Origin of the sequence: Streptomyces sp. NBC_01216 (genome assembly GCF_035994945.1) — a bacterium.
Lineage (GTDB): Bacteria > Actinomycetota > Actinomycetes > Streptomycetales > Streptomycetaceae > Streptomyces.
The window spans coordinates 68368-93472 of sequence record NZ_CP108679.1; the positions used below are offsets into that span (position 1 = coordinate 68368).

Annotated in this window: 27 protein-coding genes; 16 read left to right on the forward strand and 11 right to left on the reverse strand. The window is 69.2% G+C overall.

The genetic code is table 11. From position 1 onward, the window contains the following. Positions 1–5: 5 nt before the first annotated feature. Positions 6–353 (reverse strand): hypothetical protein, encoded by a 348-nt coding sequence (locus tag OG393_RS34570; RefSeq protein ID WP_327379020.1) that lies wholly within the window; start codon positions 351–353, stop codon positions 6–8. Between the two features lie 275 nt (positions 354–628). Continuing rightward, positions 629–2035: an IS1380 family transposase gene (locus OG393_RS34575; RefSeq protein WP_327379021.1), complete on the reverse strand. Its 1407-nt coding sequence runs from the start codon at positions 2033–2035 to the stop codon at positions 629–631. Positions 2036–2299: 264 nt separating this feature from the next. On the opposite strand from OG393_RS34575, the gene OG393_RS34580 reads away from it, so the two are divergent. From OG393_RS34580 to OG393_RS34590, 3 genes are all read left to right on the forward strand, one after another. Beyond that, positions 2300–2830 carry a hypothetical protein gene (locus OG393_RS34580; RefSeq protein ID WP_327379022.1) on the forward strand — a complete coding sequence of 177 codons (531 nt, stop codon included), beginning with the start codon at positions 2300–2302 and terminating at the stop codon, positions 2828–2830. A 389-nt stretch (positions 2831–3219) separates the two neighbouring features. Further along, positions 3220–4152 carry a ParA family protein gene (locus OG393_RS34585; RefSeq protein ID WP_327379023.1) on the forward strand — a complete coding sequence of 311 codons (933 nt, stop codon included), beginning with the start codon at positions 3220–3222 and terminating at the stop codon, positions 4150–4152. Next, complete coding sequence (locus OG393_RS34590) at positions 4152–5231, forward strand: hypothetical protein (RefSeq protein WP_327379024.1); 1080 nt, start codon at positions 4152–4154, stop codon at positions 5229–5231. The genes OG393_RS34585 and OG393_RS34590 overlap by 1 nt, the downstream gene beginning before the upstream one ends. Positions 5232–5298: 67 nt before the next feature. Here OG393_RS34590 and OG393_RS34595 read toward each other — a convergent pair whose 3' ends face one another. Beyond that, positions 5299–5520 carry a hypothetical protein gene (locus OG393_RS34595; protein WP_327379025.1) on the reverse strand — a complete coding sequence of 74 codons (222 nt, stop codon included), beginning with the start codon at positions 5518–5520 and terminating at the stop codon, positions 5299–5301. A 202-nt stretch (positions 5521–5722) separates the two neighbouring features. Between OG393_RS34595 and OG393_RS34600 the strand changes: the two genes are divergently transcribed. Continuing rightward, positions 5723–6499, forward strand: a complete 777-nt coding sequence (locus tag OG393_RS34600; protein ID WP_327379026.1) for a DUF6292 family protein — start codon at positions 5723–5725, stop codon at positions 6497–6499. 31 nt (positions 6500–6530) lie between these two features. On the opposite strand, the gene OG393_RS34605 is transcribed toward OG393_RS34600, so the two are convergent. Continuing rightward, the gene (locus OG393_RS34605; RefSeq protein ID WP_327379027.1) at positions 6531–6728 is read right to left on the reverse strand and encodes a hypothetical protein; all 198 of its coding nucleotides are present in this window, start codon (positions 6726–6728) and stop codon (positions 6531–6533) included. Positions 6729–6887: 159 nt separating this feature from the next. Between OG393_RS34605 and mobF the strand changes: the two genes are divergently transcribed. Further along, positions 6888–8657 carry a MobF family relaxase gene (mobF, locus tag OG393_RS34610; RefSeq protein WP_327379028.1) on the forward strand — a complete coding sequence of 590 codons (1770 nt, stop codon included), beginning with the start codon at positions 6888–6890 and terminating at the stop codon, positions 8655–8657. A gap of 690 nt (positions 8658–9347) precedes the next feature. Here mobF and OG393_RS34615 read toward each other — a convergent pair. Further along, positions 9348–9785 carry a hypothetical protein gene (locus OG393_RS34615; protein ID WP_327379029.1) on the reverse strand — a complete coding sequence of 146 codons (438 nt, stop codon included), beginning with the start codon at positions 9783–9785 and terminating at the stop codon, positions 9348–9350. Between the two features lie 260 nt (positions 9786–10045). Here OG393_RS34615 and OG393_RS34620 point away from each other — a divergent pair, with 260 nt between their 5' ends. The 10 genes from OG393_RS34620 to OG393_RS34665 all read left to right on the forward strand — a co-directional run bounded on the left by OG393_RS34620 (position 10046) and on the right by OG393_RS34665 (position 15988). Continuing rightward, positions 10046–10516, forward strand: coding sequence for a hypothetical protein (locus OG393_RS34620; RefSeq protein WP_327379030.1), 471 nt, complete (start codon positions 10046–10048; stop codon positions 10514–10516). Between the two features lie 321 nt (positions 10517–10837). Further along, positions 10838–11710 carry a replication-relaxation family protein gene (locus tag OG393_RS34625; protein WP_327379032.1) on the forward strand — a complete coding sequence of 291 codons (873 nt, stop codon included), beginning with the start codon at positions 10838–10840 and terminating at the stop codon, positions 11708–11710. Positions 11711–11865: 155 nt separating this feature from the next. Beyond that, positions 11866–12336, forward strand: coding sequence for a hypothetical protein (locus OG393_RS34630; protein WP_327379033.1), 471 nt, complete (start codon positions 11866–11868; stop codon positions 12334–12336). 115 nt (positions 12337–12451) lie between these two features. Continuing rightward, positions 12452–13045 (forward strand): DUF402 domain-containing protein, encoded by a 594-nt coding sequence (locus OG393_RS34635; protein WP_327379034.1) that lies wholly within the window; start codon positions 12452–12454, stop codon positions 13043–13045. A 164-nt stretch (positions 13046–13209) separates the two neighbouring features. Continuing rightward, positions 13210–13464, forward strand: coding sequence for a hypothetical protein (locus tag OG393_RS34640; protein WP_327372356.1), 255 nt, complete (start codon positions 13210–13212; stop codon positions 13462–13464). Further along, positions 13433–13960, forward strand: a complete 528-nt coding sequence (locus OG393_RS34645) for a DUF6879 family protein (protein WP_327379035.1) — start codon at positions 13433–13435, stop codon at positions 13958–13960. The genes OG393_RS34640 and OG393_RS34645 overlap by 32 nt, the downstream gene beginning before the upstream one ends. Before the next feature lie 32 nt (positions 13961–13992). Further along, positions 13993–14844 carry a helix-turn-helix domain-containing protein gene (locus OG393_RS34650; protein WP_327379036.1) on the forward strand — a complete coding sequence of 284 codons (852 nt, stop codon included), beginning with the start codon at positions 13993–13995 and terminating at the stop codon, positions 14842–14844. A 96-nt stretch (positions 14845–14940) separates the two neighbouring features. Next, positions 14941–15123 (forward strand): hypothetical protein, encoded by a 183-nt coding sequence (locus tag OG393_RS34655; protein WP_327379037.1) that lies wholly within the window; start codon positions 14941–14943, stop codon positions 15121–15123. 44 nt (positions 15124–15167) lie between these two features. Beyond that, positions 15168–15578 (forward strand): DUF6415 family natural product biosynthesis protein, encoded by a 411-nt coding sequence (locus tag OG393_RS34660; RefSeq protein WP_327379089.1) that lies wholly within the window; start codon positions 15168–15170, stop codon positions 15576–15578. 209 nt (positions 15579–15787) lie between these two features. Then, a complete protein-coding gene (locus tag OG393_RS34665; RefSeq protein WP_327379038.1) occupies positions 15788–15988 on the forward strand; it encodes a hypothetical protein in 201 nt (66 codons plus the stop codon). A gap of 17 nt (positions 15989–16005) precedes the next feature. On the opposite strand, the gene OG393_RS34670 is transcribed toward OG393_RS34665, so the two are convergent. After that, positions 16006–17295 carry an IS256 family transposase gene (locus tag OG393_RS34670; protein WP_442817451.1) on the reverse strand — a complete coding sequence of 430 codons (1290 nt, stop codon included), beginning with the start codon at positions 17293–17295 and terminating at the stop codon, positions 16006–16008. A gap of 463 nt (positions 17296–17758) precedes the next feature. Between OG393_RS34670 and OG393_RS34675 the strand changes: the two genes are divergently transcribed. Continuing rightward, positions 17759–19210 carry an NF041680 family putative transposase gene (locus tag OG393_RS34675; RefSeq protein WP_327379039.1) on the forward strand — a complete coding sequence of 484 codons (1452 nt, stop codon included), beginning with the start codon at positions 17759–17761 and terminating at the stop codon, positions 19208–19210. Positions 19211–19980: 770 nt separating this feature from the next. Here OG393_RS34675 and OG393_RS34680 read toward each other — a convergent pair. From OG393_RS34680 to OG393_RS34700, 5 genes are all read right to left on the reverse strand, one after another. After that, entirely contained in the window at positions 19981–21255 is a 1275-nt protein-coding gene (locus tag OG393_RS34680) for a condensation domain-containing protein (RefSeq protein ID WP_327379040.1), read from the reverse strand. 132 nt (positions 21256–21387) lie between these two features. Continuing rightward, positions 21388–22053 carry a GTP cyclohydrolase II gene (locus OG393_RS34685; protein ID WP_327379041.1) on the reverse strand — a complete coding sequence of 222 codons (666 nt, stop codon included), beginning with the start codon at positions 22051–22053 and terminating at the stop codon, positions 21388–21390. A 50-nt stretch (positions 22054–22103) separates the two neighbouring features. Then, positions 22104–23381 (reverse strand): ATP-grasp domain-containing protein, encoded by a 1278-nt coding sequence (locus OG393_RS34690; RefSeq protein WP_327379042.1) that lies wholly within the window; start codon positions 23379–23381, stop codon positions 22104–22106. Further along, the gene (locus OG393_RS34695; RefSeq protein ID WP_327379043.1) at positions 23378–24859 is read right to left on the reverse strand and encodes an AMP-binding protein; all 1482 of its coding nucleotides are present in this window, start codon (positions 24857–24859) and stop codon (positions 23378–23380) included. Before OG393_RS34695 ends, OG393_RS34690 begins: the two co-directional genes overlap by 4 nt. Continuing rightward, positions 24856–25101: an acyl carrier protein gene (locus OG393_RS34700; RefSeq protein ID WP_327379044.1), complete on the reverse strand. Its 246-nt coding sequence runs from the start codon at positions 25099–25101 to the stop codon at positions 24856–24858. The genes OG393_RS34695 and OG393_RS34700 overlap by 4 nt, the downstream gene beginning before the upstream one ends. Positions 25102–25105 lie beyond the last annotated feature (4 nt).

Genomic DNA, 25105 nt, shown 5'->3' on the forward strand with positions numbered 1-25105 from the left:
GCCACTCAGGACCGCAGAGTTTCGCCTTGCGGGTCAAAGCAGATCAGCTCATACTCGCGTGCCAGCGAAGCGGCGTACTCAGAGACTTCTTCGGCCCTGCTGTAGGACATGAGTAGGTACACGATCGGTCCCGACGCTTCGTCGATGACCGGAGGGGACGCCCATGGACTGTCACGGTCATCCTCCGGATAACGCTCGATCAAGGCGTTCACATAGGCATTGATGCGCGGGGAGGGCGGCACAGCGACGTCCTCCGATTCGAGGTAGCGCTCGTACATCTCATCGAAGGCCGAGCCCGCCGCATCGTCATCGAGCGGCCGCTCACCGTCCCACACCGCAAGGTCGTAACTCACGACCAAATGATCGCAGGGATGGTGACGGGGCGAGTCGGCACCTCGGGTGCCGGGGTGACACCGCCCATGCGGCAGCTGCAACGTCCTGGCGCGAGCGCACAAACCTTGATCGTTTCTTAGCCTCCGTGTTTCGGTTCGGGTCGGCTGAGCTGGGTGAACGCCCGTGCCGGAGGTCGTGGGGCTGCTGTTGGATGGTGGGCATGCCGCAGGCCCGGCGCGATGGCCGGGTGCTCCTGGGTCCTCGGGTCGTGGGTGGTCAGTGGCGGTCTTGTCTGTCACGTGGCCGGTCGGGGCAGTGCGACGAGGCGGCTAAACGCGGCGGTCAGCTCGTGGCGCCAGGGCCAGGTAGTGGCGATCCGTAGCCGTAGGCGACGGGCTCCGCGTGTGATCCGGGCTGCGGCGTGCAGGAGCCGGTAGCGGAGCTTCTTGGGCTCGGCGGTGGCCAACTCGCCGTCCAGCAGCAGGGTTCGCGTCCAGGCCAGCAGGTCGACCGCGGTCAGGGACAGCTCCAGCCATGCCTGGTTGATCGCGAAGTGGCGGGAGGGGAAGCGGCCGAAGCCGGTGGTCTTGCCGCAGAGGATGTGGTCCTCGACCCGGGCGTGGGCACGGTGGCGGACCTCCAGGTGCTGGACCGGGCCGCTGCCTGCGACGGGCGAGTCGGTGAGGAAGACCTGGTGGCGCATGCCTTCGTCCTGGTCGAAGAGGGACAGCTGGGCGCCGGGGTGGGGACGCTCGCGGCGGACGATGATGCGGGTGCCGTCCGGGTATCCGGCGAGGTCGACCAGGCCGGTCAGCTCGGCGACCTCGGCACTGGCGCGCAAGGCACCGTCTTGTTCCAGGGCGGGGTGCCAGACGTGCTCGGGCAGGGCCCGGATCGCGCGACGGACCGGCTCGGTGACGGGATACCCGACGGAGAAGAAGGCGTGGATCCCGCGTTCCCGCAGGGCCCGGATGTGAGCGAGGAAGGCTTTGGCGCTGCCCGCGCTGTCGGCGCGGATGAGGACTGGGGTGCCGTGGCGGTGAGCGTCGGGGATCTGCGCGAGGGCCTGGTCGAGGACGGTGATGTGGTCGGCTGCGGTGTTCGCTCCGGCGTTGCCCGGTCGCAGGAGACCTGCCAGGGCCTCGCCGGTGTTGTCCAGGAAGCAGAGCAGTGGGTGGTAGCCGAAGCCGCGTTTGTAGGTGGCGGCGGCCTGTTCCTTCTCGGAGTGGCAGGTGACCAGGGTGGCGTCGATGTCCAGGACCAGGCCGGGCAGTTCACGGCCTCCGGCCTGCGAGGCGGATATGGCGTGTCCAGTCTCGTCTGCTTGCAGCCAGGCGACCTCGCGGGCCCTGGCCCGAGCTGCCCGCAGGGCGTTCAGAGTCGCGGTGTCGATGCCTGCCAGTACCCGCCAGGCGGTCGGAGTGGAGGCGACGGGGCCGAACACGTCGCGCTGGTCGCGCAGCACGGCCAGGTCGGCGATCGCCTCGCCGCCGTCGGCGAGCATCACCGCGAGGTCCACCGCGACGCGGCCGGGGTCGTGCCCGGTGCCACGAGGCCGCAGTCGGCACAGAGCGTCGGAGAAAGCGCTGGTCAGTGCGGTGGCGTCGGCCAGATCCGCGAGTAGACGCGAGCCGGCATGGCTGACCACCCCGTGCCCGTCGGCGCTGACGACGAGCTTGGGGCGTGACCGGGTAGTGTGCACGCAGAAAGTGCCTTCCCGCTGGAACGATCGAGACCTTAGACAAGCCTCATCGTTGCAGCTCAGAAGGCACTTTCGCTTTTCCGATCATGATCCGGACGCAACCCCAGATGAAACGCGCAGGTTAGTCCGGAAAAGGGCATCCGGTCTCACCGAACTGCTTGCCCGCGAACTTCGCGCCCGCGGCCGCCAGGTCGACGTCGAACACCTCCACGTCCATCTGCCGCGCGTCCTGAAGGCGGCCGGCACCAGCACCGGAGCGAGCGCATGACCACCACGGCTCCGTACGAGATCGAGACCAGCGAGGGCGACGACGGCACCCCGCACCCCGTCGAACAGCTCTGGACGCCCTGCGCCGACGACGCACCCGACAGCGGCTTCGTCGCCCATCGCGACCTGTACGTCACCGGAATCGACGACGCCACCGAGGATCACCTCTCCCCGGTCGCGTTCATCGTCCTTGGGCACCACCGGTGGGCCGACGCCATCGAGGCCGCCGCCGCGTACATGGCCCGAGTCCATGGGTGGCGGAACCTGCACCTGTACCCGGGCGACGACCCGTCGGTGCTCATCCCCCGCATCCCGCGCGCGGTCCACACGCACGGCGTCTTCTTGCGGCATCCGCACCCGGACCACGGGTGCGCCTGTGAGTGGGACGACACCTGGCGGATGCTCTGGGCTCCCGGCACCGAGCCCGGCGCCGTTCCGATCACCGCTCTGCGGCACCCAGCCGCGATGGTGAAGGCCGCCGGCATCCCCAACCCCGATGAAGGCGCGCCCGCGACCTGGGCGGCCTGACGCCTGACACCACGAAGGCCCGTACTCCCTGTGAACGCCGCAGGGGGTACGGGCCTTCTTGCGTTTCAGGGCCAGGAACGGGGTGAGGCCCAGCCGCCGGCGGCCGGGCCTCTGAGGTTTTCTGACTGACCAGGCTCCGCCCCGGGAGGCGGTGCGCAGCCAGGATGCTGTCCGTCGGGACGGGCAGGCTCCCCGGTCTCAGGGGAGCACCTCGAACCTGGACCTGTTCTCCCACGGCCGGGACGGCGGGCGCAAGCCAACCCGCCTTGTACGGCGTGGCGTTCGAATCCCCTGGTCAGTAGCTTCACCCAGCGGAAACGGAAGCGCCCCGACCGGTCATAAGACCAGACGGGGCGAGTCCTGTGTTTCACCCGCTACGGTTGCGGGCTATGCGAGAAACACAAGGAGAGACCGTACAGGTTTCGCCACTGAGCGACGACCTGGCATTCCTCGACATCGTCACCGAGTGGGACGTCAATTCGTCGTTCCACGAGTGGAGGGCCGGCATCGTGGTGCCGCCCACCTTCCTGCCGGGTCCGCTGCCCCGCGTCATCGCCATCTGCAACCAAAAGGGCGGCGCGGGCAAGACCACGACCGCGCTCGAACTCGCGATGGCCCTCGTTGCGCGCGGCCTCCGCGTACGGATCATTGACGCAGACCCGCAGGAAGCGTCCCTGTCGGTGTGGCTGCGGTTCTTCTACCCCGAAGGTGTGGAACCCGCCGACCGCAAGAACCTGATGCACCTGTACTTCGACCAGTCGGTCACGTTGCAGGAGATCACCTACGCCACCCCGTTCGAGGGCCTGTACTTCGTCCCGTCGTTCCCCGACCTGGACGACGTTGAGACCAAGCACCCGACCGGCACAGAGACCCAGCTCCAGTTCCACCTGGCCAAGGCCGACGACGGCATCGACGTCAACATCATCGACTGCGGACCGAAGCTCGGACCGCTCACGGTGTCCGCCCTCGTAGCCGCTCACGACGTCGTCATCCCCGTCCAAGGAGCCAGCGGCCTCGACGTGCGGGGCGCCGCCGCCCTCAACCGCACGATCACCTCGGTACAGGGCCGGCTGAACACCGAGCTGCGCGTCGCGGCCGTCGTGCTCACCGACTTCGAGAAGTCCACGCTCTCCCGGCAGATCGGCGGCAGGCTCGCCAAGGCGTACCCGGACGCTGTGATCCTGCCCGCCCGCACCTCCGTACGCATCGGAGAAGCCCAGCTCGCCCGGCAGCCGCTGCGCATCTTCGCCCCCGGTGTCACCACGGTCCTGGACTACGACCGCGGGGCCAGCATCCTCTTCGGCAACGGGAAGGCTGCCTGATGCCGAGCTACGACGCGACCGACGCCCTGGACGACCTCTTCGGCAACGAGGAGGGCTACTCCTCCGGGGCCGGGGCCGCCGTGGTGACCCGCACCGAGGCAATTCTCGACGGACCGACGCCGGCCACCAGCATTGACGCCGTGCTCCGCCTCGCCGACGGACTGCCGAGCCTTGATGACGTCCGGGAAGTCGACGACCACGACACCTCCGAGCTGACCGCGACGGAACTGCAGCAGAAGGAGCAGACCGAGACCGTCATCAGCACGGCGCTCGCTGCGGGCGATGCCGCAGTCTGGGTCATCGCGCAGGGCCTGGAACGCGCGGCGAAGGGCCGGTGGTGGCGGTGCACCCACAGCACCCTCGGTGGCTACGTGGAAGCGAAGATCGGCCGCTCTGCTGTCTACGGCCGGCAGCTCCGCAAGAACGCACCGCTCGCCCTGGAGACGGCCCACAAGACCGGCACCGTCCCCAAGCCGTCACAGGTGAAGGTCACCAGCAAGACCGAAGAGCAGTACGGTCGCGAAGCCGCAGTCACCCTCTACGAAGCCGTTCGCGACGTCAGCTACGAGCTGGGTGCTCATCCCACGGCGGACAGCTTGATGGCAGTGCACAAGAGCCTGCCCCGCCAGTTGCCGGACGAGCCGGATCAGCAGCGAGAAGTGATCGTGCAGGCCACCCGGCGCACCCTTGGGGTGGGAACCGAGGCCCCCGCGTTCGAATCCGAATCGAACAAGAGCGCTTCAATTGAAGCGCCTGCGTTCGAATCCGAATCGAACGTTGATGCTTCCGGCCCCGGGGAGAGCCCCAGCGGCGGCGAAGGGGAACCGGCGGAGGTGTCCGAGACCTCCAGCGACGCTGAGGACGACATCGAGGATGCCGAGATCGTCCCCGAGCATCTGGTCACCCTCAAGGACGCGCTCAAGACGCTCAATGCGGTGAACCGGGCCGTCACCAAGGACGTCTTCGCCCAGGCCGCCGCCAGCCCCGACGACGCAGCGGAGTACGAGAGGGTCCGGCAGGCCATCATCACGAAGACCACCGCGATCCGGAACAAGGCGCTGCACGCCCCGAAGGGCTGACGCCCGGCGCCGGACATGCCAGCGGCCCACCACCCATCACGGCGGTGGGCCGCTGGCATGCGGTCACTCAGTCCTGGAACTCCCGGCTCTGCACCCCGTAGAACGACGGCTTCGCCGGCCGAACCTCGGACTGCTCCAGGGTGTCGGCGAGCTTCACGAACCCCTCGCTGCGCCGGACCACGTTCAGGAACTTCCCCAGCGCATCCTTGTCCTCCCACAGCTCCTGCGCGGTGCTGATGATCAGCGACTTCAAGTTCTCCGACTCGCCCACGATCTCGTCTGCTGCCACGGCGTTCCCCTCCTGGTCATCGAAGCGATCAGCCAACCAAGCGGCACGCGCTGACTGCAAGACCGCCTCGGGCGCATACGCGGGGCACTGCCCACACCGACAGAAGGCTGGCACCGGGTCTCCCGAAGCCATGCCCCGCAGCTGCACGGTGGAGGATCATCGGGAGACCGCCATCCGACCACACCGAAGGAGCCGCTCCCACATGGGCGAGCCGATCCCCACAGATCGTGACCGGGCGATCTACCACCGCACTGGCCACTACATGGCCGACGTCGCCGAACTCCTCCAGGTCGACGGCTACGCAGTGATCTCCATCAGCTCGTGTCAGCCGGAGGAACTGCAGGACGCCGAAGATGACGGCGGCGGATACGTCGACCTCGGCCTTGAGACCCTCGCTCAAATCAACGGGGCGCCGAAGGATGGCCTGGACCTCCACCTCACATGGGACACCAGCAGCGGCTGGGCTCTCGTTGTGGAAGCTCGAGGAATCTCACCTGTCACCCGCTGGATGGGAGGCGGCCTTGCGCCCGCACCCGAGAAGGTCGCCGGCTTCTTCCTCTCCGGCCTCCTGGACTTCCGGAACGCTGGCAGCGAGGACCGTCCCTACTACCGCCAGACCGGCAACGACCTCGACGGCCTGGCCCGGCTCGCCCCGTTCGATAAGAGGGGCTCCTTCAGCGCACGCTTCCGTCACACCCGGAACGCCATAGCCGAGCGCCTGGCCATCAACGCCGTACTTCCCGAGGGCGAGGACGCGATCCTCTCCGTCCCGGTACGCGCTGGAGAGCTCGCTGCCCTTCAGCACCTGATCCACCACGCGGGCTTGAGCGTCGACCTTCGAGAAGCATCCGTACTCCTCATCGCGGACCTCAAGGCTCGCGCTGTTCCCACAGACGACAAGAACCACGCCCAAGCCGTCACGGATCACAGCGCCGGAGTTGAGCAGGCGAAGCGGGTACGACGGAAGCGTCAGGGCTGAACGTCGGTGCGCAGTATTCGCACGGCCGACGTCAGCTCTCGGTGAGGCGGCGCATCGCGTCGTAGAACTCCTGGGGGCGGGCGGCCTCGCAGGTGTCGCAGTGGTACCGGTGGAAGTCGGTGCGGGCCGGGTGGTCCTGTTGGGCGGAGCGGCCGACACTGCGGAACTCGGGTCGCATCGGGTGCGAGCACAGCGGGCAGAGGTCTGCGTGGATCAGTTCGTTCAACATGCGGCGGACTGTGCACAGGCCGGCGGCTTACCGTCTCGGGCTGCCGGGACGGCCCGCCTGGCGGGCCCCACGGTAAAGACTTGATGATGGCCTCCCGCCCGGCGGGAAGGACCCCGGATCGCGCTTTTGCGCAGGTCATGACCGGTGTTCCATGGCCCGATGATCAGCAAATCGGCGCTCCGTCCGGGGGACGGGGTGCGCTACCTCTTCCGCGGCGTGATGGTCGGTGACGGCCACCGCCCCGCAGGCAAGGCGCTGCGTGACGCCCAGGACGAGGCCGGTGTCCCGCCCGGGATCTGGCGGGGCCAGGGCCTGACCGCGGTCGGCCTCACGGCCGGTGACGAGGTGAGCGAGCGGCAGGCCGAACTGCTCCTGGGGGAAGGCCGGCACCCGGACGCCGACCGGATCGAGCGCGAGCGCCTTCAGGCGGGCGACGACCCGGCGAAGGCCCGGCGGGCGACCGTGCTGGGCAGGCCCATCGAGCACAACCGGTCGCCGAAGACGGAGAAGGCCAAGGAGCGCAGGCCCTGGCTGGGCATGGACCTGGTGTTCCGGCCGCCGCCGACAGCCCACATCGCGTGGGCGCTGATGGGCGACGAGGAACGCCGGGTGCTGGAGCTGTGCCAGGACATCTCCGTGGACAAGACGCTGGGGTGGCTGGGGGAGTCGGTCGCGCAGATCCGGTCGGGGAGCGGCGGCAAGCACCGCAAGCCGATCCGGGACGGCGCTCTGATCGTCGCGGTGTTCCGGCACTACGAGTCCAGAGCTGAGGAGTCGAAGCCGCTGCTGCACGATCATGCGGTGGTGTCGATCCGCGCCCGCCGGCCGGACGCCAAGGGCACGTGGGGAAACCTGTCGGCGGACACGCTGCTGGCCCACATCGTTGCCGCTGACACTCTCTACCTCCTGTTCTTCATGGAGGAGGTCTCCGCCCGGCTCGGGTGGGCGTGGGAGCCGCGCGAGGTGACACCCGGCCGCCGTCCCGTGATGGAGATATCGGGGATCGATCAGCGGCTCATCGGCTGGCAGTCCACGCGCCGCCAGCAGATCGAGGAGGCGCTGTTCGTCCTCACTGCCGAGTACGTGGAGGAGCACGGGCATGAGCCGGGGGAGCGGGCCGCCTACGGGCTGGCCTGCCGGGCCGCCGACCGCACGCGCCCGCCCAAGCGCAAGGAACCGCGGCCGCTGTCCGAACTGCGCCAGCGGTGGCGGGAGTCGGCCATCGACGCCTTCGGCGCCGACGTCATCGACCGGCTCGCGGAGCGGGCGCGGGCGGCGGCCGCGGCGGTGTGGGCGCGGGTGCGGCCGGTGGTCGACGTCGTCCTGGCGGCCGTCGACGTCGTCGCCGTGGTGTACGTGATGCGCGGGACGTTCAAACGCCACCACCTGCTCGCCGAAGCGCGCCGCTACCTCTCCTACGTCCTGCGCGGCCAACCGCACCAGCCGGGCCTGGACGAACAGATCGTGCAGACCGTCGTCGACGACTACACCCGCCCCGTCGGCCGGGGCCGGAAGATGACCGCCGACCTGCACGCCCTGTACCCACGCGACACCGACGACCAGGCCGTGCTGCGCCCGCTGATCCGCAAGCGGACCGCTCCCCTCTACGCGCGGGCCCGCCTAGCCGCCGGAGCGCTGAATGCCCGGGTCTACGAGCTGCGCCGCGCGGACCGCCTGGACTCCCGCACCGGCCGGAAAGCCGGCCACGCCCTGGAGCAGGAGACCGATGTTGCCGCGTTGGAGCAGACCCGCGCCACGATCGAGGCCGTCGCGAAGATGGCCGCCAAGCTCCAGGACGGCATCCGGCAGCGCGGCGTCGCCCAAAAGCCCCGGCCGCAGCCCGCTCCGTCGGCGCCCGCTCCGTCACACACCCCGCCGCCCGGCGTGCAGCAGACGCCCGGCCGGACACCCACTGGAGGACTCACATGACCACACGTGGGGCACTCCAGTGCCTGGCTGTGGTGACGATGCCGGGCATCGTCCACCGAGTGGAACCCGCGATGTCGTGCATCCAGTGGACGATGCCCGGCATTGGGTGCAGAACATCGAGTGCCACCGCCCGGTGGGTTCCACCCGGTGGATTCCACTCCGGGGCGCACCACGATGTTCCGCACGACACCCGGTGCGCCTCCCGACGATGCCCGGCACTCGCGCGCGCACCACGATGTCGAGCATCCGATGCGACGCGCGCCGCGCGCCGGACCACCGCACCGCACCGCGCCGCGTATCCGGTCCGGGGCGCGCCACTGGACCGCACCGGGCGCGCGGCGCGCGGCGGCGGGCTCTATATCACAGCCCCCCTTGACCATGATCTGATCGGCGGCCGGGACCGGCGCTGTCAAGGGGAAACGCTCCGGTATCCAACGTGGTCAAGGGGAAACGTGCGGCCGCCCGCACCTGGACAAGGGGTGGCTGAGCTCCCGGCCGGAGCTGGACAAGGGGTAGGCCGCCGGTGCGCGCGATCCGGGCGGTGGGCATCTCGTGCGGTGAGGAACATCGGATGCTCGACATCGTGATGCGCGCGCGAGTGCCGGACATCGTCAGTCGGTGCGATGGCGAGGCGCGCGGCGGTGGTGCGGTCCCGATGTGCGCCGCACCACCGCCGTCCCGGATGCGCGGCTACGCGGTGGTGCGGTGCGCCTCCATCGCCTGCTTGATCCCGGCGGCCTCCAGCTGGCGCAGGACGTCGGCGACGTCGCCGTGGTCGTCGGTGAGGATGTTCTCGGTGAAGCGGGTGATGGTGTCGGCGATGCCCCGCGAGCTGGCCAGGCACACGCCGTGGCAGGCGAGCTCCAGCAGCAGCCTCCCGAGCGCGGCGGCGAGGAAGGAGTGCGCGCACGGCTCCCCGTCGTGGTCGTCCTCGGCAGTGATCGGGATGAAGACGCGCGCGGCGACGTCCAGGAGCAGCCGGGCCAGCTTCTCCGGGCCGATGTCGTCGGCGACCGCGCCAGCGGTGTCGATGTCCCTGGCGTGCCACGCCTGGATGTAAGCGAAGGCGTCGGCGACTTCGGTCGGCTCCATCGGGGCGAGCGCCGCGGTGACGGTGTTCTCGGGCATGACAGCTCCTCACGTTCGGGCCGCCCCGCTGATCGCGACGGCCTCAAGAGGAGCCTGCAATCGCGGCCCTGTGGACAGAGTCCGCGCACCGACGGTGAGCAGCCACGGCCCGGCCCTTCACGACGTTTCCCCTTGACACGGTCCGCTACCTGCGACATACCGCCCATTTCAACGGGGGAGAAATCTCCGCCCCGGCACTCTGCGCGACGATCAGGGAAAAGGCGCTGCTGCCCGGGACGTGCCGCTGGGAGACTGCGGGGATGACCACGCAGCGGCTGCCGTTCCCGGTCCCGGACGACCGGGCCCACTACTTCGTCACCTGCTACGCCGACATGCACGACCTCGTGGAGGACCTGGTCGTGCCCGACGGCGTGCCCGAGGCCGCGGCGACGGTCCTGCGTACGGCGCGCGAGCTGCTGCGCCAGTCGTACTACTGCTACGAGTTCTCCACCGTGGCGGTCATGCACTCCCTGATCGCGGTGGAGATCGTGCTCCGCGACCGGATCCCGGACGCGGGCAAGAAGCCGCTGCACGGCCTCATCAAGCAGGGCGCGGCAGACGGCATCCTGACGGCCCGGCAGGCGGAGTACCTCGACTATGGTCGGCAGATCCGCAACGGGATGGCGCACGGCCAGAGCACGCACGCGGTGATGCCGCCGGCCATGGCGGTGCCGATGGTGACGACGTCGTTCGCGATCGTCTCCGAGCTCTGCGCGGCGCCCACCGGATGATCACGGCTCGGTAACGGTGAACGGTGGTTCGTCACACCGTCGACTTTCGCGACACCTCTAGCAAGTGAGGGGGGATTCCATCCGGACCCCCGCGCCACCTGCATGAGGAGCCACGTCATGACGTACACCAGCAGCGCCCGGCAGCCCGATCCTGAGCCGCGCCCGACCTGGACAAGGGGTGCTGAGCGGCCTTCGGACGGCCCGGAATCCAGTGCCGCGTCCAGTGCCGTGAACGATTCCATCGTTGTGCCCATTACCGCAGCTCACACCACCTCCAAGGGTGCCTCCCGGCACGCTGACACCTCTCTCCTTTCCCCTGAGATGTCAGCGAAGGGGAAGAAGTCCACTCCCACGGCCGGGAAGGTACGAGCCGATGCGCTGCGGTTGCTGGGGTGTGTGCGGATAGCGACGGTTCGGCAGATGGCTGAGGTGATCACGAAGGAGAAGTCGGATGGCCGGTCATACGTGCGCAGGGCGATGAAGGAGTTGGCGGAGCTCGGGCTGGCGGAGACGAACGGCAAGGACGGCAAGCACCAGATCTGGAACCTGACGGTGGCGGGGCAGAAGGCTCTGGCCGATGGCAATGAGCTGCCGCTGCGTCCGAAGGCCGGCACCGGAGCGAAGGCTGTTCGAGCCGGGCTCGGCCCGCACGGTCTCGCGGTGACGGACATGATCCTCGCCTACACCGACACGGTCCTGTCCGGAGACCGTGAGTGCCTGACCGACTGGCAGGTGGAGGTGAACCACTCCATCAAACAGACCGGCCTGAGCTTCAACACCGACGCCGTCCTCGCCGTGCCGACCAAGACCAGCGAGGTACGCCTCTTCGAGCTCGACAACGGCACCATGTCCCAGGCCCGCCTCGCGAAGGAGGTCTGGGACTACGAGCGCTACGCCGGGCACCGCGTCTGGGAAGGAGCCCGCGGCACCAACGGCAGCACGTACCCGTTCTGGCAACGCCACCGATACACCCGCTCCGAGCGCTTCCCGCTGCTGTATGTCGTTTTGGCGGGGAAGGAGGAGCACCTGCTCGACAACCGTCGCCAGGCGCTCACTGCCGACGTGAAGGGCATCACCGTCGCGGTGTGGGTGAATACCCTGCCCCGGCTGAAGCGCGGCGAGCCCTGGTACGAGATCGGCGTCGACGACCCGGACCGGCGCCGGCGGCGCTACCCCGAACCGCCCGGCCGCTGACGCCGCACAGGACGCCGGGCACGCCCCCGCCGCCGGAGGGGCTGTCCGGCGTCCGGCCCGGTGGGCGGAACGGGCGCCGAAGTCCCCGTGCCATCGCGCGGGACAAGCGGGCCCACCCGAAGGCCACGGCCTACGGAAGGCCGTACACAGGCCGTATGAGACGCAGCCGAGAAGAGACCACCACCCCCCTCGATCTGCCGGGCGATCTGTGGCACGCCCTGGTCCAGCTTCAGCACACCCACCCCGACGCGGTGGGCCGTGTCGGGCCGCTCGCCCGCCCGGCCGGGCTGCTGTCCTTCACCGCGGCTGCCGACACGATCCTCGCGGCCCGGGTGCAGCTGACCGGCGCGGAGACGATGCACGAGGTGAACGAGACGCTCCGCTCGATGACCGGCAACCTGCCCCGCGCCCATTTCACCGGCCCCGGCGTCGCCCTGGAGCTCACGCTCGGCAGACGGCAGGAGCTCCCGATCCACGCCGCGCACACCGCCGGGCTCACCCGGCTCTTCCATGACGCCACCTACACCATCAGCGACCGCAACGATGCCGCGAGCGGCTGCTGCTTCCACTGCGACGGGACCGGGCGCGCCCGCTCCCTGTGGGAGCCGGCCCCCGGGGAAGCCTGACCGAGAGGGGGTGGGCAAGCCGCCCCGAACGGCGGCTTGCCCACCCGGCCCCGGGCGCGCTGAGGTTGTGCCCGCCCTGCTGGACGTCCCGGCCGGGCTCGCGAGGGAGGCACCAGTGGAAACCTTCACGACTGGGGAGACGGTGGTGCGGCGTGATGTGTACCGCTCCGGGCGCGTGTGGAGCGAGCTGGCGTTGCGCGTGGTCTCCGACACGGGCAAGGCGCTGGTGACGGCGTGCGCGCCCGGGACGCAGGCCCGCTGGCCCGCCCTGTACGCCAAGGCCCGCGCCGACGGCGACCGCTCGGTGCGCACGGAGGCGTTCGAGGCGATGGCGGCGGGGGAGTGGGAGCTGGCGTCCGGGGTGTGGCAGGAGACGGAGCTGCTGCTGTGGAAGCCGCGGGCGGCGTGGTTCAGCATCAACGCCTTCTTCACCGCGGGCGGGCTGAGGAACTGGTACGTCAACTTCGAGCACCCCACCCGCCGCACCGAGACCGGGTTCGACACCTTCGACCTGACCGTCGACCTCGTCATCGCCCCCGACCTGAGCACGTGGACGTGGAAGGACGAAGACGAGTACGCCCACGTGCGGCGCCTGGGCATCGTCACCGACATCGAGCACCAGGCGGTGGAGCTCGCCCGCGCCCAGGTCCTCGCAATGCTCGAGGAACGGGCCGGGCCGTTCACGGACACCGACCGGTGGGCGGCCTAGCGTTGGAACTCGGCCTGGCCCACGCCGTGCCTGCCCCAGCGTGAGGAAGCCGGCCCGGGAGCGGTAGCGGCGAGCCGGTGAAGCCGCGCGCCCTTGACCGAGGCGCCGCTGCGCGGGACGGTCATTGCGCAACTCCCCGCAACTGGCTTTCTCCGGAGGCGATCATGGCGTTACTTTTCTTCGGCACGGACCCGAACTCCGGCGGAGGGAACTGCCCCGCGGTGTGGGTGGACACCGAAGCCGCTGAGGGGCCGGAACTGGTTCTGCAGGGCAAGTTCGCCGACACGGCGACCCGGGCCGCGTGCAGCCAGGACAGTCCGCCGGCGGACGACGAGGGCGTCATCCGGCTCTCCGTGCGGATGATCGACCAGATCAGGAAGGCATGCGATGCCGCAGAAGCCGCCCGTCCTCAGCTTTGAGGACCTGCTCGACTCCGCCCAACGGCACGCCCTGCACCTGGAGCTCCGCGACGCCTACGCCGTGGGGGAGGAGCGGGAGGTCTACGACACCTTCCTGCGCGACGGGAGCGTCCCCGCAGACGACTCGGACTACTGGAACGGGTGGCTGCCGCTGGTGAAGCGGACCGTCGCGCGCGGGGTGAAGGTCTGGCGGGCGAGGGTCGTATCCGAGCCCGTCACCGACTACATCCGCTTCGAGCACGCCATCACCGACGCCAACCTCCGCGCCGGTGAACAGGTCCGGTGGCTGCCCCGCCGCCGCGCCTCGACCCTCGCCCTGCCGGGCAACGACTTCTGGCTCATCGACGACCAGGTCGTCCGCTTCAACGTCTTCTCCGGCGACGGCGAGGCCCTGGAGCCCGACCACACCGAGGACCCGCAGGCCGTCAAGCTGTGTGCGGAGGCGTTCCGTGCGGTGTGGGACCTGGCCACCCCGCACGCCGACTACCGCATCTGATCTGACCCACGCACATCAAGGGCCGCCACTCCATGACGACCACCTCACCCTCGTCCAGTGCCCAGTCGGCCCGCGAGGCGCTCGCCGTGCGGCTCACGCACCTGCGCAAGGACGCCGGCCTCACCGGGAAGGAACTCTCCGCCCGGTGCGGCTGGCACCCCGCGAAGACCAGCAGGATCCAGAAAGGCGACGCCCTGCCCTCGGACGCGGACATCCGGACCTGGTGCGCGGCGTGCGGCGCGGACGACCAGGCCGACGACCTCATCGCCACCGCCCGCGCGGTCGACTCGATGTACATGGAGTGGCGCCGCCTGCACCGCAACGGGATGCGCCAGGTCCAGCAGGACTGGTACGACCTGCACGCGCAGACCCGGATCTGCCGCGTCTACCTCTCCAACGTGCCCCCGGGATTTCTCCAGACCCCGGCGTTCGCGACCGCCCTCATGAACCAGATCACCCGCTTCCAGGGCACCCCCGACGACGTCGCCGAAGCCGTCGCCGCCCGCGTCGCCCGCTCCCGGTTCCTCTACGAGGGCGGGCACCGCTACGTCGTCCTCATGGAGGAGTCGGTCCTGCGGTTCCGCACCGCCGACCCCGAGGCGATGCGCGGCCAGCTGCGCCACCTCCTGACCGTGATGCCGCTCGCGTCCCTCTCGCTGGGGATCATCCCGTTCACCGCGCAGCGCACCGTGTGGCCGTTGGAGGCGTTCTACGTCCACGACGACACCAGCGCCGTGGTGGAGACCCTGACGGCGGAGATCAAGGTGACGCAGCCGCGCGAGCTCGCCGACTACCTGAAGGCGTTCGCCGGCCTCGCGGAGATGGCCGTTTACGGCGAGGCTGCCCGCGCGCTCATCGCGGCCGCGATGGACGCCCTGGAGTGAACCTCCGCAATTTCGCGCAATCTCGTTGAACGTGGTCTCCCACGCTGCGTAGCGTCGAAGTCACCGACGGACCACCAGCCGGAGAGGCGGGGCCGCATGCGCGCACACCACGACACCACCGCCCCGGCCCCGGAGGGCCGCGTCCTCCAGCCGCCCGCCTACGGCGTCCCCTCCCCGGCCCTGCTCGCCCGCGCGGACCGCGGCTTCGCCCGGTTCCTCGGTCGGCACGGCGAGGACCAGGACGACGGGGACGGCGGCAGCGAGGAACCCCAGCGGTGACCGCCGGCCACCCGCACAAGACGCTCCCGGCAGCGAGGCCCGCCATGCACACCAGCAGCCACACGGTCCTGTACGACCCCGACGGGCTGATCGAGGCGGAACTCCCGCTGGACCGGGAACCGTACGAGTGCCTCGTCAAGGCCGTGCTCGCGTGGACCGGCGAGGACACGCTCGCGGAGCGCGACTACGAGCAGATCGGCCTCCAGCTGACCGGCCACGCCCGCGCCGTCGCCTCCGACGTCCGGCGCCGCGCGGACCAGCTGCCGAAGAGCAGCGGGCGCCGGGCGCTCGCCGACGTCGTCCTGCGCGAGGCGGAAGGCCGGCTGTCCGCGACGCTTGAGGGCACCGTGCACTGCGTCCAGAACCGCGCCCGCCTCGTACGCGCCCTCTACGAACGGCTGGACCGCCTGGAGGCCGCGCTCACCGCCGACAGGACTGCACCGCCCGTCGGCTGACCCGCGCTCCGTATCTGCCATCGCCGTGAAGCCCCTGGCAAGGCAGCAGTACAACGGACGTGATCGGCAAGGTTTCGGCCACTGCGTGCGATTATCCGGCGAGTCCCGGACAGCTGCGGATACGGTCGATCGATTTGACGGCTGGCGGTGACCGGCGGCGGGGAAGTGTCCGGTCGGCGTGTCGTCGCATCGCGGGTGGGGGTGGTTCGGTGGGCAGCACCGAGCAGCAGATCGAAGAGCAGTTGGCGCAGCTTCAGCAGAAGGTCGGCGCTCGCCATGCCGAGGTCCTGAAGCATGACGTCGATGACGACCAGTTCGCGGTGGAGTACGCCCGACTGGTGAACTCCACCAGCAGGCTGGTGGAGTTCGAGAAGACGATCCCCGAGCGGGTGTGTCCAGTAGACGGCTGATCCAGTTTTTGTAGGGGTCAGTTGGCGGCCGGGGTGAGCCGGCCTTCGAAGGCGATCTGGAAGGCGTTCAGGGGCGCCTTCCAGCGCATGGTCCACCGCTTGCGGCCCTTGCCGGTCGGGTCCAGCGACATGAGGGCCATGTAGACGCACTTCATGGCCGCGGCCTCGTTGGGGAAATGGCCGCGGGCGCGTACTGCCTTGCGGATGCGGGCGTTGACGGACTCGATCGCGTTCGTCGAGCAGATGACCTTGCGGATCTCGACGTCGAAGGAGAGGAAGGGCACGAACTCGGCCCAGGCGTTCTCCCAGAGCCGGATGACCGCCGGGTACTTCTTGCCCCAGGCTTCCTGGAACTCGCCGAACCGCTCGGTCGCGGCGGCTTCGTTCGGCGCCGTGTAGACGGGCTTCAACGCCTTGGCGATCTTGTCCCAGTCCTGTCGGGCCGCGTGCCGGAAGGAGTTCCGCAGCAGATGAACGACACAGGTCTGCACAATCGTTCGAGGCCAGACGGCCTCCACCGCCTCGGGCAGGCCCTTCAGTCCGTCGCAGACCAGCATCAGGACATCGTCGACGCCCCTGTTCTTCAGGTCCGTGAACACGCTCAGCCAGTACTTCGCGCCCTCGCCGCCGTCACCGGCCCAGATCCCCAGGATGTCGCGGTGGCCCTCGGCGGTCACGGCCATGACGACGTAGATCGGACGGTTTGCCACCTGCCCGTCCCGGATCTTGACGTTGATCGCATCCACGAACAGCACCGGATAGACGCGGTCCAGGGGGCGGTTGGACCATTCCGCCATCCCGTCCATCACCCTGTCGGTGATCGTGGAGATGGTCGCCTTGGACACGCTCGCGCCGTAGACCTCGGCCAGGTGGGCGGAGATTTCCCCGTGCGTCAGTCCCTTCGCGGACAGCGACAGCACCATTTCGTCCACCCCGGACAGGCGCCGCTGCCGCTTCTTGACGATGGCCGGCTCGAACGTTCCGGCCACGTCCCGGGGGACCTTGACCTCGACCGGGCCGACATCGGTCAGCACCGTCTTCGCCCGCGTCCCGTTGCGGCTGTTGCCACTGCCCCGACCTTCGGCGTCATGCTTCTCGTATCCGAGGTGATCGGTGATCTCGCCCTCCAGGGCGGACTCCAGCACCCGCTTGGTCAGCTGCTGGAGCAGCCCACCCTCCCCAGTCAGCTGCAGGCCCTCCGACCGGGCCCGATCCACGAGCATCGCAACCAACTGCTCGTCACTCGCCGCCACGGCCCCCGCCGTCGGCTCGCTGCCCGGTATCTGCTCGATGGTCGTGTCGCTCATCTGGCGTCTCCTTGATCATCGGATCCGCCGATCATTGAACACTCCCCCCACTCCGCGTCGCTCATGTCCGAGGGATACCGCGGCTCGCGGTCCGGATGGTCGCCCGCGTTCCCGAACCGGTGAGCGAGGCAATCACACGACCGAGCACCCGAGTTGGACTCCACCGGCACGGAACCGCAAGACTGCGACACAGGGCCTCCTGACCAGATCGTTCGGACTTCGACAATCCCGAGCTGGACAGGAGGCCCTGCCTTCATGCACACAGGAGCCGAAGATCACGCGACCGAGTCACCGCACTCGAACTGGCGCCCAACAAGATCGGTATGACAACGGCTTCTAAGCTTGGTGTTTAACCTCGGCCGTTCACCTGACCCGCTGATCTTGGTTCGTTCTCGGGACAGCAGGGCGGCCGTTCTTCACGCTTCGAGGTGTCGAGCAACGTCACGTGAAGGAACGGCCGCTGGTGAAGAGTCTCGCCGCTGAACAGTCCACTGACGCCGCGTTGGGCGTCCTGTCCCACTTTCGTGTCGAGTTCTACGACTGCCTCTACACCCGGGCGGATGCGCTCTTCGAGCTCACCGACGCGGTGCTGTGCTCGGACGGGCCGGTGACGTCGCTGGTGGAGTTGACGCTCACGGCCGAGCACCGGCGCGGGCACGGGGCGATGTACGACGCGGTCAACCACGGCTGGCTGGAGCCGCGCCGACTGCGCAGGCTGCTGGCCTCCACGCCGCTGCCGCGTGCCGCTGACGGGCGGATCGTGCTCGCCGTCGACGTGAGCAACTGGCTGCGGCCTGACGCCCCCACCAGCCCGGAGTTGCTGTTCTGCCACGTCTACGGGCGGGGCCGCAGTGCGGATCAGTTCATCCCCGGCTGGCCCTACTCCTTCGTCGCCGCACTGGAGACGGGACGCACGTCGTGGACGGCCGTGCTGGACGCGATCCGGCTCGGGCCGGCCGACGATGCCACCGCAGTGACCGCCGCCCAACTGCGCGAGGTGGTCACCCGGCTGGTGCACGCCGGGCAGTGGCGGCCGGGCGACGCGGACATCCTCGTCGTCATGGACACCGGCTACGACGTCACCCGCCTCGCCTACGTCCTGGCCGACCTGCCCGTCGAGCTGGTCGGCCGGCTCCGCTCGGACCGCGTCATGCTGAGGGATGCCGGCCCGCGCCGCTCCACCCCGCGCGGCGGGCAGCCCCGCAAGCACGGCGGCGTCCTCACCTTCTCCAAGCCGGAGTCCTGGCACACCCCCGACCAGGCCACGACGTGCGACACCACCCGCTACGGCCGGGCCGAAGCCCTCGCCTGGGACCGGATGCACCCGCGCCTGCAAGCCCGTGGCCCCTGGCTCGACCACTGCGGTGAACTCCCTTTGATCCACGGCACGTTGATCCGGCTGAAGGTAGAGCACCTGCCCGGCGACCGCGACCCGAAACCGGTGTGGCTGTGGTCCTCGCGCACCGGCATGACCGGCCAGGACGTCGACCTGCGCTGGCAAGCGTTCCTGCGTAGATTCGATCTTGAACACACCTTCCGGCTGTTCAAGCAGACCCTGGGCTGGACCGTCCCCAAGGTCCGCGATCCGCACACGGCCGACCTGTGGACGTGGCTGATCATCGCCGCCCACACCCAGCTCCGCCTCGCCCGCCCCCTCGCCGAGGACCTCCGCCGACCCTGGGAACGGCCCGCCGAGCCCCGCCGACTGACCCCCGCCCGGGTCCGCCGAGGGTTCCGCCACCTCCGCGTGAAGACCGCCCGTCCCGCCGACGTGCCCAGACCCTCCAAGCCCGGACCCGGACGCCCACCCGGCTCGAAGAACCGCAGGCCAGCCCCACGTCACGAGCCTGGGAAGACCGTGAAACGAATCGAAACCCTCACCGAACACGTCCGCCAGAAACAGCAGCGAGGTTAATGATCAAGCTCAGAAGCCGTTGTCGTACCGATCTTGTTGGGCGCCAGTTCGAGTGCGGTGACTCGGTCGCGTGATCTTCGGCTCCTGTGTGCATGAAGGCAGGGCCTCCTGTCCAGCTCGGGATTGTCGAAGTCCGAACGATCTGGTCAGGAGGCCCTGTGTCGCAGTCTTGCGGTTCCGTGCCGGTGGAGTCCAACTCGGGTGCTCGGTCGTGTGATTGCCTCGCTCACCGGTTCGGGAACGCGGGCGACCATCCGGACCGCGAGCCGCGGTATCCCTCGGACATGAGCGACGCGGAGTGGGCGGTCGTGCGGGACGCGATGCCCCGTCGACGGCGAAACCGGCCTGGCCACCGTGGACCTCCTCGAGCCGCCCCGCTGAGCACGGCCGGGGCCGCCGCCCTCATGACGGCGGTCAGCATTAGCCCGAGCTGCCGCACATTGGCCGTCGTCTCCACTGGAAACGGCGTCCGCTCCGTCGTCGTCTGGGGCGCCAAGTTGGTGCTCTGACCGGATCGGGCAGCGCAGACCTCCGTCACGGCCCGCACCGTGCCCGGCGTGGGCCCACCACTCCGCTCTTCTTCGAGGTCAGCCCTACCACTGGCGGCGTAGTAGGGCGCACTCCGCGGTGACCTGGGCGAGGAGCTCAGTGCCGTCGTTGGGTACCGGGCCCTGGCCGGCCGCACTCGGCAAGCCGCATCACCAGAAAAGTCGGGTGATTTATCGGTATCCGTAATGTCGGAGAGTCTGTCCGTGCTGGAGGGAAACGGGTCATGCTGTCCTGTCGACGGCAGTTCGGCAGAGCTCACCTCCCGGTTTGTGCCCGAGGACCGCACGTACATTTGTCACGAGCTGCTGTTTGAGCTGATTCAGCAGTATGCGGCCGTCTTCGATGTCGAGCTCGGCCTCACCGCAACTTAGTCGAAACATGAAGCCACCCGACGCGAGGGGCACGATGAAGAGATGGAGGAAATCTTGAGGGAAATCAATGATCCGGTCGGCGTAGTCAACCCCGGTAATTCCTTCCACCGTATCGGGAAAGCAGTTGACAACCAGCTGGCCACGACCGGCCAGCGCTCCGGTCCCGGAACTGTCCGAAGGATCGAACAACTTCTCCAGGAATCCCAGGGGCGTGTCCTGGTGGGGCAGGATCTGCCCCCAAGCACTCCGCGCGGCCGCCACGGCACCATCGAAGGAACCGAGCGCCGCGTGCCGGAGCCGGATCGGAACCGTGTTCGCGAGGAATCCGAACATTTCGGCCGAACGCGGGCCCCGACCGGCGGTCTGGAGGCGCAGGGTCATGTCGGTTGTGTCCGACGCTTGGGCGATCGTGCCGGCCACGGACGCCAGGTGCAGGACGAGAGGAGTCGCGCGAGCGCTCCTGCACGCGGCTCTCAGGCGATGCGGCGAAACGGGGACGTGCTCGCTTATGGCCCACACCTTCCCCGAGTGCCGGCCGCGTGGCCGTCTGGCGAACGGTTCGAGTGGCGTCGGACGCTTCGGTGACGTGTCACCGAGGTGGCTGCGCCAAAACTGGCCCGCCGCCGAGTTCCGGGGAGCTCCGTCGGCGAATCTTTCGCGTTGTTCGACGACCCATTGCCGATAGCGCCCGGCACCTTTGCCGGGGTCGGCCACTACGCTGGCGCTCAGCTCCCGACGCATGAGAGCCATGCTCGCCCTGTCCGTTATGAGGTGGTCCAATACCGCGCACGCTGTTCGCGAGGACCTGCCGTCCTCTCCCCGGTGATGAAGGACGTAGATTTTCCAGAACGGCCCGCCGTCGGTGCCGAATTCGGCACGTCCGGATTGTGCGATGAAGTCTCGGACGCTCTGCTCCCCGTCGCACTCCACATGCGTGATCGGCACGGGAGCGGTGTTCGCGTATTCAACGCCGTCCAGACTTATGCTCATCGCGCGCAAGTTAGGCTCACGCTGTGCCATGCGATGGAGCGCGGCGTGGAGGTCCGTGTCGGTCATATGCTCCGGAATGGCGAACCTGGTGCTGAGGGCTCTGCTGCCGGCGCGGGTCGATTTCTGCTCCAGCATGATCTGGTGTTGACGGGTGAGGAGTGATTCCTGCTGCCAGCACAGTGGCCCTCGTTCGGAACTGGACGCCGTCATGATGTCCCTCTCGCGCGGTGAATTCCGTTTCGGCGTGCGGCTCGCCGTATCGTCATGTCAGAGCAGGTCGAGCGTGTGCGTGGTGTGAGTGGCCTTGGCGGTCAGGTAGCGCTTGTTCCACGGGGAGACGTGGACGCCGGTCCGGACGCGCTCGGCGATCCTCACTCCGTATTCCTCGAGCTGTGCGGCCTTGTCTGGGTTGTTGCTGAGCAGATTGACCCGGTCGGCGCCGAGTGCGAGCAGCATCTGCGCGGCGACGGCGTAATCGCGTTCGTCCTCACCGCGGCCCAGGGCGACGTTCGCCTCGTACGTGTCCATTCCGCCCAGCTGTAGCGCGTATGCGTCGAGCTTGGCGTAGAGACCGATGCCGCGACCTTCCTGACGCAGATACAGCAGCACTCCGCCGGCATCGGTGATCCGCTCAGCCGCCTCCCGCAACTGTGGGCCGCAGTCGCAGTTCTGGCTGCCGAACACGTCCCCGGTCAGGCACTCGCTGTGCGGGCGCACCAGAGGCGGCGGGCCACCTACGGCCGCCCGGCGCAGGGAACCTTCCCAATCGCCGAGGCCCAGCGCGATGTGCTCCCGGCCGTCTATCAGCCCCTCGAACGTCATCATCGTCGCGTCGGTCCGGTATCCGTCCACGAATCGCAACGGCATCGGCACCTGACGCCGGACCAGGGCGGGCGCCACCAGGGTGGGGGAGAAGTGCAGGGTTTCCGACATCGGTCCTCCAGGGAGAAGATCTTTTCGGTTGATGAGTGATGCGGTCGGGGTCACGCCGCCCGCCTCTCGTGCCCGACCGCTGCGGGGGCGATGCGCATGCCCTTCGCATACGAACGCAGGCTGGCGTAGTCGCGGGCCACTCTGGCCGGATCCCGGTCGGCCAGCAGCGCCCAGCCGAGTCGCAGGGACGAAAGCAGGTCGGAGGTGGCCTGGATCCGGTCGCCGTTGCTGACGTTCAGGTGCAGGCCACGGCAGGTCGGCAAGGCCAGGATCGACTGGTATGCCTCCACGTTCGTGACGACACCGCTGCGTTCGGCGATGAACATGGCCACCTTCACGGTCCGGCGCAGGGTGAACCCGTCGGGCTGGTCGCGTTCACCGAGCAGATGGCGGACGAGCCGTCGGACCGCGTTGTCGCCGGTGGCCAGTTCGGCGGCCGCGGCCATGCCGCTGCCCGCGATGCGTGAGTTGACCTCGATCAGGCGGGGGCCCTCGGCCGTGAGCATCACCTCGGTGTGGGCCGCGCCGAACCGGAACCCGAGGGCGTCCAACGCTCGCCGTACGTACGCGATGAGGTCCGGGACGTGGGGGGCGTCCATCGGCAGGAACTCCACGTCCTGGTAGACCGCGAAGCTGTCCCCGTTGGTCACCTTGGTGTAGCGGCACACATCGGAGACCAGGTGGCGGCCCTCGGCCGTGAAGGTGTTCACCACGTACTCGGTGCCGGTCAGGCGCCGCTGGAGGACGACTTCCTCGTTGCGCACGCCGGTGGCGTTGGTCCTGCCGAGCAGTTTCCGGACGGCGGGACGCCAGCCCCGGCTGGCGGGGGCCAGGGTCACGCCGTCGGTGGAGACGCTGGTCGCCGGTTTGATCACGAGGTCGTGCCCGGCGACGTCGCCGCGTTCGACGAAGTCCGTCGCCTGGTCCGGCTCGTGGACACAGACGGTCGGGGTGACGGGCAGTCCCGCGGCGGCGACCGCCGCCGTCATATGGCCCTTGTGATTGCGGCAGTGAGCGAGCGAGGGGAGGTTGGCGGTCGCCGGTGTCAATCTCGCCGTGAGGCGATCGGCGAGGGTCACCCCGCTCTCGGAGCCGGGGACGACCGCGGCGACGCCGAGCGGGGCCAGTTGCCGCACGAGTGAGTCCAGGCCGGTGTCCCCGAGCAGGCACCGGTCGAAGTCGTCGGGGCGAAACGTGGAGGTGAACTGCGTGGCCGGGAACGGGGCGGAGCGTACGGCGACGGGTGAGAAACCCGCCCTGCGCAGGGCAGGCGCGTAGAGAACCCCGGAGGAGTACGGGTCGACGATGACCACGACGCGGTTCGTCATGCGCTCGCCCTTTCCGGGAGCGGCGCCGACTCTGCTTCGAGGGCCGCGAGGAGCGCCCGCCGGTCGATCTTGCCGTTCGGTGAGAGGGGCAGACGTGGCACGGCGACGACCCGGTCCGGCGACTCCGGCCCCAGGACACGCAACAGGGCCCTGCGCAGGTCCGGTACCGACAGCCTCACATCGACCTCGACGCACAGCACGATCGAGCCACCGGTGGCCGGAGTGGTGTGCACGCAGGCGGCCGAGGCGACACCGGGAAGCCGGTTCGCGGCCTCCTCGATGGCGCCGAGATCGACGAACACCCCGCGCCGCTTGACCCGGGCGTCGAGGCGGCCCTTGATGATCAGATCGCCGTCCGCGTCCAGCATTCCGAGGTCCTGGCTGCGGAAGACGGTGGTGCCCGCCGTGCGCGTCAGAGCGGCATGGTCCGCCGGGGATGCCGTGCCTTCCAGATAGCCGAAGGAGCCGTCGGGGGTGTCGATGCCCACCCGGAAGACGCCGTCGGCGGCTTCGAGGGGCCGCAGGCGCGCGCCCGGCAACGGCCGGCCGACAGGTTGCAGACCGGGACGCCGATCCCGGGGCACGTGGTACCAGAACTTGGCCAGCGTCGTCTCCGACGGCCCGTAGAGGTTACCCACCTCGGTGTGCCGGGCCACGTCTCGCCACGCGTCCACATGGCAGGCGTGCAGCGGTTCACCGGCGAACAGCGTCCACCGGAGACGATCCATGTGGACACCGGGAGCGGCGGCCATCCAGCGTGCCGCCAGGCCGGGGACGGCATGCACGACGGTGATGTCCCGCTCCGCCAGCCAGGGAAGGACCGCACGCGGATCGGCGCGCGTGGTGACGTCCGCCGTGACGAGTTGTGCGCCCGAGCCCAGGCCGACGAACATTTCGCGGAACACGACCTCGAACGTCGGCGGGCTGATCATGGCCACGCGGTCGGTGGGGCCGACCGAGAGTGTCGAGATCTCCCAGTCGATGAAGCGCAGCACGCCGCGCTCCTGGGCGACGATGCCCTTGGGCGGGCCTTGTGTTCCTGAGGTGAAGCCCAGATATCCCGCGCCGGCGGGCAGCAGCCTCGGCTCCGACGACACCTCGGCGATCTCGGGCATGTCGCGTACGTCCATCAGCAAGGCCGGACGAGCCGCGTCGAGAACCGCGGCACGGCGGCTTGCCGGGGCCTGTGAGTCGATCAGCGTCGGCACCAGTCCGGCGTCGCGGACGGCGAGGAACGCCGGAGCGAGGAACGTGGGGTCCATCACCCGCAGCGCCACTACGGCCCCCGGGGGAGGCGCGTACCCGCGCAGCAACTCGGCCCAGGCGTCCGCCCGCTCGATCAGGTCGCGGTAGCCGAGCCGGGTGTGCGGCCCGCTGATCGCGATGTTCCCGCCTCGCTCGGCCGCGATCTGCCGTATCCGGCTCATCAGGACGGAGCGCGTTGCCGGCCGCTCCACCGCGAGTGTTACGGCGCTCATGCGGGGCATCCCGTCGCGTCGAGCAGCGCGGTGTGGATCTCGCGAAGGTCCTCGGACGCGTAGATGGTGAAGAGATCCACTCCCGTGCCAAAGCGCTCTTCGAGGAGCAGCGACAGGTGGGCGGCCGTCAGCGAGTCGCCGCCGGCGTCGAAGAAGTTGCTGTCCGCGGTGAGCCCGTGGACTCCGAGGACCTCCGTGACGAGCGTGATGACCTGATCGAGTTCGGCAACTGTGTGGTTCATCGGA